The sequence below is a fragment of the Chryseobacterium sp. GTID13 genome, assembly GCF_056172655.1.
Genome location: NZ_JAOCMB010000005.1, coordinates 1101797 through 1114496, shown reverse-complemented (window position 1 = coordinate 1114496; position 12700 = coordinate 1101797). Strand labels below are relative to the sequence as shown.

At 37.5% G+C, this 12700-nt stretch carries 12 protein-coding genes; all 12 read left to right on the top strand.

Annotated features, from left to right (window positions below; genetic code table 11):
• Positions 1-2: 2 nt before the first annotated feature.
• The 12 genes from N4G44_RS11515 (at position 3) to N4G44_RS11460 (ending at position 12685) form a co-directional block, all read left to right on the top strand.
• Positions 3-971 (top strand): SDR family oxidoreductase, encoded by a 969-nt coding sequence (locus tag N4G44_RS11515; protein ID WP_474926940.1) that lies wholly within the window; start codon positions 3-5, stop codon positions 969-971.
• Between the two features lie 21 nt (positions 972-992).
• The gene (locus N4G44_RS11510) at positions 993-2285 is read left to right on the top strand and encodes a nucleotide sugar dehydrogenase (RefSeq protein ID WP_474926939.1); all 1293 of its coding nucleotides are present in this window, start codon (positions 993-995) and stop codon (positions 2283-2285) included.
• A 176-nt stretch (positions 2286-2461) separates the two neighbouring features.
• Positions 2462-3787 carry an O-antigen polymerase gene (locus N4G44_RS11505; RefSeq protein WP_474926938.1) on the top strand — a complete coding sequence of 442 codons (1326 nt, stop codon included), beginning with the start codon at positions 2462-2464 and terminating at the stop codon, positions 3785-3787.
• A complete protein-coding gene (locus N4G44_RS11500) occupies positions 3784-4881 on the top strand; it encodes a right-handed parallel beta-helix repeat-containing protein (RefSeq protein WP_474926935.1) in 1098 nt (365 codons plus the stop codon). The genes N4G44_RS11505 and N4G44_RS11500 overlap by 4 nt, the downstream gene beginning before the upstream one ends.
• Positions 4881-6017, top strand: a complete 1137-nt coding sequence (locus tag N4G44_RS11495) for an oligosaccharide flippase family protein (RefSeq protein ID WP_474926932.1) — start codon at positions 4881-4883, stop codon at positions 6015-6017. Before N4G44_RS11500 ends, N4G44_RS11495 begins: the two co-directional genes overlap by 1 nt.
• Positions 6018-6114: 97 nt before the next feature.
• Positions 6115-7143 carry an ATP-grasp domain-containing protein gene (locus N4G44_RS11490; protein WP_474926930.1) on the top strand — a complete coding sequence of 343 codons (1029 nt, stop codon included), beginning with the start codon at positions 6115-6117 and terminating at the stop codon, positions 7141-7143.
• 372 nt (positions 7144-7515) lie between these two features.
• Positions 7516-8682 (top strand): glycosyltransferase family 4 protein, encoded by a 1167-nt coding sequence (locus N4G44_RS11485; RefSeq protein ID WP_474926926.1) that lies wholly within the window; start codon positions 7516-7518, stop codon positions 8680-8682.
• Complete coding sequence (locus N4G44_RS11480) at positions 8679-9500, top strand: glycosyltransferase family 2 protein (protein WP_474926925.1); 822 nt, start codon at positions 8679-8681, stop codon at positions 9498-9500. The genes N4G44_RS11485 and N4G44_RS11480 overlap by 4 nt, the downstream gene beginning before the upstream one ends.
• 90 nt (positions 9501-9590) lie before the next feature.
• A complete protein-coding gene (locus N4G44_RS11475; RefSeq protein WP_474926922.1) occupies positions 9591-10145 on the top strand; it encodes a hypothetical protein in 555 nt (184 codons plus the stop codon).
• A complete protein-coding gene (locus tag N4G44_RS11470; protein ID WP_474926917.1) occupies positions 10061-10915 on the top strand; it encodes a polysaccharide pyruvyl transferase family protein in 855 nt (284 codons plus the stop codon). The genes N4G44_RS11475 and N4G44_RS11470 overlap by 85 nt, the downstream gene beginning before the upstream one ends.
• Positions 10915-12087: a glycosyltransferase family 4 protein gene (locus tag N4G44_RS11465; RefSeq protein WP_474926914.1), complete on the top strand. Its 1173-nt coding sequence runs from the start codon at positions 10915-10917 to the stop codon at positions 12085-12087. The genes N4G44_RS11470 and N4G44_RS11465 overlap by 1 nt, the downstream gene beginning before the upstream one ends.
• Positions 12080-12685 carry a sugar transferase gene (locus tag N4G44_RS11460; protein WP_474926911.1) on the top strand — a complete coding sequence of 202 codons (606 nt, stop codon included), beginning with the start codon at positions 12080-12082 and terminating at the stop codon, positions 12683-12685. The genes N4G44_RS11465 and N4G44_RS11460 overlap by 8 nt, the downstream gene beginning before the upstream one ends.
• The last annotated feature ends 15 nt before the right edge of the window (positions 12686-12700 follow it).

Sequence of the window (12700 nt, the reverse complement as noted above, 5' to 3'; positions counted from 1 at the left end):
AAATGCATAAAATTTTAATTACAGGCGGAGCGGGCTTTATAGGCTCTAACTTAACGGAGTATTTTTTAAATAAAGGACATTATGTTGTTTGCCTGGACAATTTTGCAACAGGACACCGTCATAATATTGAGCCTTTTATGGAAAATCCGAACTATAAGCTCATTGAAGGAGATATCCGTGATTTGGAAGTTTGTCAGAAAGCGGTGGAAAATGTAGATTATGTTTTGCACCAGGCGGCATTGGGTTCGGTTCCAAGGTCTATTAAAGATCCTGCTACCAGTAATGACGTGAATGTTTCCGGATTTTTAAATATGCTGATTGCTGCGCGTGATGCCAAAGTAAAGCGTTTTGTATACGCAGCTTCATCTTCTACCTATGGAGACTCGGCATCTTTACCTAAAGTGGAGGATGTAATCGGGAAGCCGTTATCACCATATGCCATTACCAAATATGTGAATGAGCTGTATGCTGATGTATTCGGGAAAACTTACGGAATAGAATGTATTGGCCTGAGATATTTCAATGTTTTTGGACGCAGACAGGATCCGAACGGAGCTTATGCTGCTGTGATTCCTTTGTTCGTAAAGCAGCTGATCAACCATGAATCTCCTACAATAAACGGAACAGGAGACTATTCACGTGATTTTACCTACATCGATAATGTGATTCAGATGAATGAGCGCGCAATGCTTACGGAGAATCCTGAAGCGGTGAATACAGTTTATAATACAGCTGTTGGAGACCGTACAACTCTGAACAGCCTGATCGGATACCTTAAGAAGTATCTGAGCGAATTCGATGAGAAAATTGCTGATGTTGAAGTCATTTACGGACCCAACCGTGTAGGCGACATCCCGCACTCCCTGGCATCAGTGGAAAAAGCAGAAAAATTATTAGGGTATCAGCCCACCCATACCATAGAAAAAGGCTTGAAAGAAGCCATCAGCTGGTATTGGGAAAATTTAAAATAAACAAGTTTAAATAGACTTTTTGTGGAAAAACAATATAAAATTGCCGTTATCGGTTTAGGATACGTAGGTCTGCCTTTAGCACGATTGTTTGCAACCCAATATCCGGTTGTAGGTTTCGATATCAATCAGGGAAGGATTGAGGAGCTGAATAAAGGGGTAGATAATACTCTGGAAGTGGAAAATGAGATATTACAAGCTGTGCTAAAACAGGAGAATCCTTTTAATCAGGCTTCTGAAAAAGGATTGTACTGCTCGGCAGATATCAGGGATATTCAGGATGCGAATATTTACATTGTCACGGTTCCTACTCCGGTTGATAAACATAACCGTCCTGACCTGACTCCATTATATAAATCTTCGGAAACTGTAGCTAAAGTATTGTCCAAAGGAGATATCGTGATTTATGAATCCACCGTATATCCGGGCGTTACCGAAGAAGAATGTATTCCTGTCCTGGAAAAAGTTTCAGGATTGAAATTCAATGAAGACTTTTTTGCGGGATATTCGCCGGAACGTATTAACCCGGGAGATAAGGAGCATACGGTAGAGAAAATTTTGAAAGTTACTTCAGGTTCTACACCTGAAATAGGGGAAATTGTAAATAACCTATATAAATCTGTGATCGTTGCAGGAACCCATTTGGCTCCGACCATCAAGGTTGCGGAGGCTGCTAAGGTTATTGAAAACTCACAGAGGGATATTAACATTGCTTTTGTGAATGAGCTGGCCAAAATTTTCAATCTTTTAGATATTGATACCCATGCGGTATTGGAAGCGGCAGGAACGAAATGGAACTTTTTACCTTTCAAACCGGGACTTGTAGGCGGGCACTGTATCGGTGTAGATCCTTATTACCTGGCACAGAAAGCCCAGGAAAACGGATATCACCCGGAAATTATACTCGCAGGACGCCGTCTGAACGATTCTATGGGGCAGTATGTGGCTTCCCAGCTGGTAAAAACCATGATCAAGAAGAAAATCACGATCAACGGAGCGAGAGTTTTAAATTTAGGAATTACGTTTAAAGAAAACTGTCCTGATGTAAGGAATACCAAAGCGGTAGACGTGATTCACGGTCTTGAGGATTATGCTTTACATGTTACCACGTTTGATCCATGGGCAAAACCGGAAGAAGTAAAACATGAGTACGGCCTTAATGTCGTTAATGAAATTCCGGAAGAAAAATTCGATGCCATTATCCTTACGGTTGCACACAAAGAATTTATGGATATCGACCTGAGCCATTATTTAAAGGAAGAAGGGATTATTTATGATGTAAAGGGAGTTTTGGAAGAATGTGATTCCAGACTGTAATAAAATAAAGCCGGAAGAAGAGGCCGAAGTTGCTTTTTCTTCCGGCTTTTCCGGACTTGTTCCGTTTTAGAATGTTTGTACCGTATTATACTATTTATTTAAACTGAGAAGTAAGCAGCCTGTTGAGCATGGAGGTAAATAAATCATATAAATTAGTTTTATTCACTTTAAGTTTTTTGTTTTTCTCTATAGGTTTCTTTATCTATGGGAAGATCAGTAATACTTCCTATCAGGATGTTTATTTTTTACCCATAGGTTTAGGTTTTTTCACTTTATTTATTTCAAACATATTTGTAAAGCTTAAATCCTATTTTATTTTCTGGATCATTACCATTCAGCAGATTGTACGGTACGTGGTGATTCCTTTTCTTTTTATCACGGGAGACAAACTGAAATTCGGCAGCACAACGGTCAATGAAGCTTATGCGGTTTCTATGATGCTGATTGAGCTTTTGTTTATACTGATTGCCTATCATATCTGTACTTTATCAAAAGAACCGAAGCCGCAGAAAGGGAAACTGGATTTTTTACCTTTAAATACTGTTAACACCGGCCTTTTCTTCCTGTTTATCCTGATTATTGCAACCAACAGGAGTTTCCTACACAAATTAAGCTTCGTGTGGGACATTGCCACCTATCTGAAACTTAAAATTTCCGGGGATCTGGAAAGTGTTTCACCTTTAGTCAGTATTATGTTCCCGGTGATGAGGGCATATATTGTTCTTTATATTTTCTCTTTAATTAATTCGTTTAAGATAAAACAGGGGGCAAAGCTGATGCTTTCGATACTGATTGTGTTAATTAATGCGACCATTATTGTCGGGATCAGCCGTTTCAGTATTGTATATGCTTCCTTTCCTTTAATCCTGTTACTTATTTATTTTTACCCGGTTTACAGAAGAAAAATAGTTACCTATACGTCTTCTTTCTTTGTACTTATTTTAATGGTGGCATCACTTGCCAAGTTTTCCAGTAATGCAAAAAGTGCTGATGTGGGAGGCTTTTTTAAACTCTATCAACTGAACGCTTACTTTGGGGGAGTAGCCAACTATGCCATAGGATTCGATTCCTACCAGAAGAATCAGGTAAACCCTTTTGACAAGTACTATTATTTTATATCCGATATCACACAGAATATACCTGTACTGTCGAAGTTTTCAAATGATAATTATAAGACCAACATTAAATTCAATAATCATATCTACGGGGCAGGACGTTCCAGGGATCAGATTGTACCGGTTTCTGTGGCGGGACTTTATCATTTTTCAATGTACTTCTTTTACATTTATATCTTTATTTTATCTATTCTTGCCTTCAGATTCGAGACAAAAGCTTATACTACAAATTCACCGGTTTTATTTTTCTTATATATCATTTTAGCTTTTGGCTGTTCGACAGCGATGATGATTAATATTGGTTCCCTTTCCGCTACGTTATTTATCAACTTAGTTGTGTTTATACCATTCTTTACAATGATTAACAAATTAAATCTAGCAAAATGAAAAAACCGATCTTATTATTTTTCGTACTGATATATTTTTTAGGAAGCTGTCAATATTATGTTAAAGACCGTTTGTCGGGATATGATACAGTCAAAAATACATACTTTCAAAAAGCGAAGGATCTAACGGCTTATTTGCCGGCGGGATATTCTAAAAAAGGAGATACGGATTATACTTCCTATATCCAGAAAGGGATCAATGAGAACTCTATCCTTATCATGCCTGATTTTCCGGTTCTTATTAATGAGAACGGGCTTGCATTGAAATCCAATCAGAAAATCCTCTTCCAGAAGAATTCGAAGCTGATTATGAAACCTAACAGCAAAGACCGCAACGGGATGCTTAATTTATTCAATATCCAGAATGTAGATATTTATTATCCCACGATCACCGGAGATAAGCATAAACACTTATCAACTACCGGAGAATGGGGAATGGGGATTTATATTTTGTCTTCCAGCCAGATCAATATTACCGGATCTTATATTGAAAGCAACTGGGGAGACGGGATCTGTATAGGAAGCAGGAACAATATCAATTCTTCAGATATAACAATTAAGAACACCATCTTAAAAGATAACCGCAGAAACGGATTAACCATTGGAGGAGTGGTCAATCTGCTGTTGGAAAACGCTTACATTGCCAACACCTCCGGAACCAATCCGCAGGCCGGAATAGATATTGAGCCGGACAGCAATTCTTACGAAGTGAAAAATGTTAAGCTTAACAATATTGAAACTGAAAACAATGGCAACTACGGACTCATCATTTCTCCGGGAAATATGGTGGGCAAACAGCAGAAGGCGATTTCAGTAGCCATAAACAATTTTAAAGACAACGGTTCAAAAATAGGCTTTGGACTGGCGATGACCAGGGATAAACCCAACGGAGGTTTCCCTCAGCTGAACGGAAATATAACGGTCAGCAACTTTTCATCACAAAATAATGCAACGGCAAAATTCAGATCATTTAAGGGCGCTTCCCACCAGGTTAATGTGAAAATGGACTTTGGAAAACTGGGAGCAACTTCCAGGAATGCAAACGGCTTTGATCAGAGATTTAAAAACAACAGCGAAACGATTACCTTGAAATAATGGTGAACAGGATAAAAAAGATTTTTAATACCAAAGACAAGAAGGCGCTGCTGGAAAACTTCGTTTCATTATCTGCATTGCAGTTAATAGGAATGGTGCTGCCATTGGTTACCCTGCCTTATATTCTAAGGGTAATAGGGTTTGAAAAATATGGAGTTATTGTTTTTTCAGCGTCCCTTATTGCTTATTTTACGGCTTTAACGGATTTTAGTTTCAGGATCACGGCCACCCGCGATGTGGCTATTTACCGGGACAGCCCGAAAAAGCTCAATATTATTTACAGTAAGGTTTTAACGATTAAAACTCTTTTCCTGCTGCTTTCGTGGCTTATTATTGCCATTGCAGTCTTCCTGTATCCGCCTTTTTACGAAAACAAAGAAATTTATTTTTATACAAGCCTTCTTTTGTTGGGTTATGTATTATTCCCGGAATGGTTCTTTCAGGGTATTGAAAAAATGCGCTATATCACCTATCTGAATCTGGGGATTAAGCTGTTTTTTACCCTATGTGTTTTTATATTTATTAAAAAAGAAAGCGATTTCTGGATCTATCCTCTGCTGCAAAGTGCAGGATATGTAGGAGCGGGTTTAGTAGGGCAATATGTACTGGTAAAGAAATATAAGCTGAAATTCATTTTCCTGCCTTATAAACTGATCATTAAAACCATAAAAATAAACTCGCCGATTTTCATCAATCAGTTTGTGCCTAACCTGTATAATAACACCAGTACTTTCCTGCTTGGAATTTTAGGAACACCAAAGCTGGTGGGGATCTATCAGGCTATTTTAACAGTAGTGAATCTTATTGTTACCCTGATCGAAATTCTTTCCCGAGTGTTTTTCCCTTTCTTAAACCGCAAGAAAGATGCTTTCCGGTGGTACAAAAATATGATGCTGATCACCATAAGCGTTATGATCATCGGAGTGCTGGTTTTTAATAAACTAATCTTCTGGTACCTGAATGTGAACTACGAAAATGCATTCTGGATACTGCTGATACTGGCCATAGGATTGTTTGGTTATACCCTCTATAATATTTTCGGGCTCAATTATTTTATTGTTCACCGCCAGGATAAATTAGTCATGACGAACACCTTATTTGCTTCTGTTTTAGGTTTTATTTTGGCATACCCCTGATTCATTTTTACTCTGTATTGGGAGCTGCTATTAATTTGTCTTTAGCCAGATGCATAATGGGTGGAGGATTATTTTATAAATTTTTTAGAAAGAAGAAATGAAGATAGCAATACATCACCGTAAAGGAAGTTTTTCCGATCGCTGGATCGAGTATCTGGAAGAGAAAAATATACCGTATGTTTTATTAAATGCCTTTGATAATGATATCATTGCACAGGTAAAAGAACATCAGGTAACCCACTTTATGTGGCATTTCAACCAGAATTATTATGAAGATATGCTGCATGCGAGAACCTTGTTCAGATCCATCAGCCAGATCGGGATAAAGACATTTCCGAGTGAAGACGCCTATTGGCATTTTGATGATAAAGTGGCCCAGAAATATCTTTTGGAAGCATTGGAAGTACCGTTGGTAAAGGCAGATGTTTTTTACCATAAAAAAGAAGCGGAAGAGTATATAGAAAAGACATCTTTTCCGAAAGTCTTCAAATTAAAAGGTGGGGCGGGATCCATTAATGTAAAGCTTATTAAAACGAAAAGCCAGGCCAGAAAAATCGTAAACCAGGCATTTGGAAGCGGGTTTGCTGCATTTGATTCCTGGACGGTTTTTACTGATACGATCGAGAGATTCTGGAGGCAGAAGACCACACACAATTTTCTCAGAGTCCTGAAATGGGGATTCAAAGGGATTTTTGTAGATCAACAATACAAGGTTTTTCCCAAACAGAGAAATTATGTCTATTTCCAGGAATTTATCCCGGAACTGACTTATGATATAAGGCTTATTGTAATTGGGGATAAGTGCTATTATCTGAAAAGAAATACCAGGGATAATGATTTCAGGGCATCCGGCAGTGGCAGGTTGGAATTTGCACCGGGAAAATTTAATCTTGAAGCAGTGGATATCGCATTTAAAACTGCCCGGCAGCTGAAAATGATATGCGTTGCGTACGATTTTATATTTGATTCTGAAGACCGGCCTTTAATTGTAGAAATCAGTTATGGATTTCAGCCGTATGTTTATGATCAGTGCCAGGGATTCTTCGATCCAGCCCTCAATTGGAATGAATCTAAGGTGAATCTGGAATATGAAATTGTTCATAATTTTTTAAATGAGTTCACATAAATTTAATATTTGAGTGTAAATTTTAATTTTTTGCTTAAGTTATTGAAAATAAACTTTGATTCAAATATTTGTGAGATATTATTTTTTTGTATATTTGTTTTATGTAGTAGAAAATTCATTCATAATGTGATTATTGTAACAAATTAATTAAATAATTGCATTATTTTAAAGATAATTTTTGTTACATCGCTATTGATATCTGCACACACAGATTTGAAAAAAATCATTTTAATTATTGAAAATAATCATAACATTTTCAGGCTTTTAGCCCTGAAGGGATGATGGTTATTGATTCATGTGAAACTTAGCTTTAAAAAAACTTATAACTCAATTTTTATCTAATTATATAACAATAATGAAAGTGATATAAAAATGAATATAATTTTCCTTGAAGCCGTTCAAATTCATGGTGGTGCTCGTAAAAGTACCATAGAATTGGCGAAACGACTAAATGAAGAGGGGCATAATTCGGTTATCGTAGATTTCTGGGGGAGTTGCAATGAGTTTGTAGAAGATGTACAGGCCAATAAAATTCCAATACATATTTTAAAGAAGAACGATAGTCCTATTGCGATTTTTAGTACCAAAAATCCCTTTAAAATTGGGGTAAACATTATTTCGTTTTTATTGGATTGGGTGAGGCTGAAAAAAGAATTTAAAAAATTTCAGAACACCTTTAAACCGGATGTGGTTATTATTAATAATATCAAAACCAATTCGATTCTAAAGAAAGGGAAAAATTATAAGATCGCATATTTTGCAAGAGGCTGGTTCGCTTATAATTCGATAGGCTTTCTTAAAAAGCTGATGTTTAAGTATAATTCCGATTATTTTATCGGAGTATCTCAATCTACAAGACAGGCAATTTATACAGGAGGTTTGGCTCCGTTAGAAAAAATATTTGTTGTACCTAATGCAATTGATTTAACGAAAGTTGAACAGTACAAAAGAGAACGGGTAGCACGTAAGGAAGGCGATCCTGTAGTGATTTTACATTGCGGTGGTTTTTTACCGGCAAAGGGGCAGGATCTGTCAATTTCTTTAGCCAGGAAATTAAAGGATAGTAACATTAATTTTAAAATCATCCTGATGGGGGCTGTATATGATACCCCTGTGTCAGAGAATTTTTTAAATAAGATCCGCACAGAGATTAGCCAGTATAAACTTGACAGTCATGTAGAAATTCTGCTCAATCAGAAAGATCCATACAGCATTTTTAAAAGCAGCGATATTCTCATTCACCCATCTGATACTGAGGGATTACCCCGCGTCATTATGGAAGCTTTGGCATTTGAAATTCCTGTTATTGCCAATCCGGTGGGAGGGGTCACGGATTATATCCTGCACAACTTTACAGGCTATATCGCTACCCATAATAATGTAGACGATTATTATGAGTACATCTGTAAGCTATACTATGACAGGGACCTGTATAATTTTATTGCCGGCAATGGAAAAGCATTGATTGTCAATAACTATGATAAGAAAAACCAGGTAGAGGAGTTTGATAAAATCTTTAAAAAATTGGGTGCATCATGAAGTCTATCACCATTTTTACACCAACTTTTAACAGAGAAAAGACTTTAGGAAGACTTTATAACTCTTTATGCAATCAGAGTAATCCTGATTTCAAATGGATCATTGTGGATGACGGCTCCGGCGATCATACTTCCGGCAAGGTTCAGCAGTGGATAGAAGAAGGTAAAATAGAAATACAATACTACTATCAGAAGAATAAAGGAAAGCTGGCAGCCCAGATTTTAGCTTTAAACTATATAGATACTGAATTATTTACATGTATCGACTCTGATGATTATATACCGGATGATGCCGTTGAAAAAATACTGAGATTCTGGAAGGCTAATAAAAAAACCGATTCTGCTGGAATCATCGGTCTGGATGCTTATGAAGATGGTTCTGTAGCGGGTGAGCAATTGCCGGATAAAAAAGAATCCACCTATTCTGAATTGGTAGACCTCTACAAAATCAAAGGTGACAAAAAATATATTTTTGATACGGAAGTCTATAAAAAGTACCTGCCGTATCCTTATTTTGAAAATGAAATTTTTCATGAAGTCAGCTGGATCTTTACCCTGATTGACCAGAATCATAAATTTCTTCTTTCAAACGAAATATATTGCATTATAGAATACCAACAGGACGGATTGTCCAACGGATTATATAAAAGATATAAAGACAGCCCCAACTCATTTATTGAATACAGAAAAATAAAAATGAAGTATGGGATCAACAAAAAAGTTGTGCTGAAGAACTCAATACACTATATATCCTCTTGTCTTTTTGCTAAAAAATGGAATTTTTTAGAGGCTCTCCCAATAAATTGTATACGTTCATAGCCATTCCTTTCGGCGTGTTGCTGAACATATACATCAGCCGCAAAGTAAAGCAAAATACACACAGGATTAAACAAGGAAAATTGATTTAGAATGAATAATGCTATAATAGTACCGGGAGTAACGGATTTGAATAAAGGAGATCAGGCATTGGTCTGGGAAAGCTGGAGGCTGGCAAAAGATACCGGACTTTATGATGAAGTATATATATTGGATTTAGGCGATACTGAAGAAGAAAGAGAATTATTATGTAAACAGTCTGAAGATCATGGCCTTAAGTTATTGGAGAATATTTTAAAACATCCCCGAAGAGGACAGCATAACTCTGAGCAGCATATTAAGGAATCCAAATTTGAGCTTTTAAAGCAGATTAAAAATGCCGGAATGGATTTTAAAAACACCCGGTATCTCATTAAAATATGCAACGATCTTGAAAAGGTAAAGAAAAACTTTGATGATAAAACCTATCGGACTGTTAAGCAGTTTCATGAGGCAAAAACCATTTTTGTAAAAGGAGGAGGTTTCATTCACGCTTATGGTGAAAAAACAGCACCTTACTTAATGTGGTACTTCTTGTTTTATGTAAGGCTTGCCAAGGCGTTGGGAAAAAAGTTGTTTTTCTACCTAATTCATTTGGGCCGTTTATAGGCTTAACCGTTAAACAGCAGGTGCGTACAGTACTAGGTCAGCTGGATCTGGTGTATGCACGTGAGGATGTTTCTGCAAAAAGCCTGGGCCAGTTATTGGAGAAGAAAATTCCTGTAGAAATGGATCTTGGGTTTTTCCTGGAAAAAGGAAGCCAGGAAGAAGCGTTGAAGGTATTGCAGAAATATAACCTGAAAAAAGAAGATAAAATTGTAGGAGTTACAATCCGGCCATGGCGTTTTCCGGGACTTTCGAATCCGGAGGCTCTGTATAAAAAATATATAGACTCAGTGGTAGCCCTTACAAAGCATTTGTTGGATAAAGGATATAAAGTCGCTTTGTGTAACCAGTCATTAGGAGTTAATTCCCATGAAGACGACCGTAATGCCATAAGAGATTTACTTGAAAAGATTCAGGATCCTAATATTATCTGGATCAATGAGAACTTATCCTGCGATATACTGAAAGCGGTTTATTCCAACTTTTACTTTTTCGTGGGAACCCGTTTTCACTCCATTATATTTTCACTGACTTCCCTGGTTCCTTCCATTGCCATAGGATATGGAGGTAATAAGGCACTGGGAATCATGGGAGATTTCAATCTGGATGATTATGTGGTTCAGATTCAGGATGTGCAGCCTGATTTGCTGATCAATATGTTTGATAAGGCAATTTCAGAATACGATCATATAAAATCGAAGCTGGACCAGTCGATGAGCCTGGTTACAGAAAGCAGAAACAGATTGTTAAAAGATATTCAATCCTTATACTGATGATGAAACTAATTCGGACATCAACCATACCATTGTCTTTAAATGTTCTGTTAAAAGGACAGTTAAAGTTCCTCAATGAGTTCTATGAAGTTGTGGGAGTGACTTCTGAAGGGCATTTGCTTGACGAGCTGAAGCAGAGAGAAGGTATAAAAACGATTGAAGTAAATATGGAAAGAGGAATCAGTCCCTGGAAAGACCTTGTTTCTCTTTGCCGACTGTATAAAATTTTAAAAATTGAAAAACCGGTCATTGTGCACTCCATCACTCCTAAAGCAGGACTTTTGACCATGCTGGCAGGTAAAATTGCCGGTGTGCCCATCCGGATCCACACCTTTACGGGACTTATTTTCCCGACAAGGAAAGGTGCTGTGCAGAAGCTTCTTATCAGTATGGATCAGCTGTTGTGCTGGGCGGCTACCCACATTTATCCGGAAGGGGAAGGAGTTAAAAAGGATCTGATCAACTACAGGATCACCTCAAAACCATTAAAAGTAATCGGAAACGGGAATGTGAATGGGATCGATCTGAATTATTTCTCACCTGAACAGATTACTGAAGAGCAGAAAGAGAATTTAAAAAAAGAACTGAATATACAGGATACGGATTTTGTTTTTGTGTTTGTAGGCCGTTTGGTAGGCGATAAAGGAATTAACGAATTGGTGAATGCGTTTTCCCTTTTAAAAAAGACAGAAAACCCAGAGCGTCGTTCTAAATTATTACTGGTAGGTCCCTTGGAGCAGGAACTAGATCCGCTGCATCCGGATACCCTGAAAGAAATAGAAACTCATCCCGATATCCTGTCTGTAGGCTTTCAGAAGGATGTTCGTCCCTATTTCGCGGTTTCCCACGCACTGGCTTTTCCAAGTTACCGGGAAGGCTTCCCCAATGTAGTGATGCAGGCCGGGGCAATGGGGCTGCCAAGCATTGTTTCCGATATCAACGGATGCAACGAAATTATTATAGAAAATCAAAACGGAGTAATTGTTCCGGTAAAAAATAGTGAACAGCTTGGAAAAGCAATGGGCAGAATAATGTTGGACCAGGATTATTATGATCAATTGAAAGTTAATGCAAGATCTATGATTCAGTCCCGTTACGAGCAGTCATTGGTTTGGGAGGCTTTGTTGGGAGAATACAATAAACTGGTTAAAGAAAGAGAATATCGTGTATAAGTTGTTTTTTAAAAGGATGATAGATTTTATGATCGCTTTAATAGGACTGATCTTATTATCGCCTGTTTTTATTGTGGTAACCATCCTGCTGTATTTTGCCAACCAGGGAAAACCATTCTTTTTTCAGGCCAGACCGGGACTTAATGAAAAGATATTTCATATCATCAAATTTAAAACGATGAATGACAGGAAGGATGAAAAGGGCAATTTTCTGCCCGACTCGGAACGCTTGACCCCTGTTGGAAGTTTTATCCGTCAGACTTCCCTGGACGAGCTTCCACAACTGATCAATGTATTGAAAGGAGACATGGCACTTATAGGTCCGAGACCTCTGTTGCCGCAGTATCTCCCTTTATATAATGAATCTCAAAAACGCAGACATACTATACGGCCGGGAATTACAGGCTGGGCACAGGTGAATGGAAGAAATGCTATTTCGTGGACTAAAAAATTTGAATTAGACATTTGGTATATAGACCATTTGTCATTTAAAACAGACTGCAGGGTGATCCTTCTTACTTTGAAAAAGGTAATAAAAAAAGAGGGTATAAACCAGGCAGGGCAGGCAACTGCAGAAATTTTTAATGGAAGTAATTAATTTAAATGTAGTTAG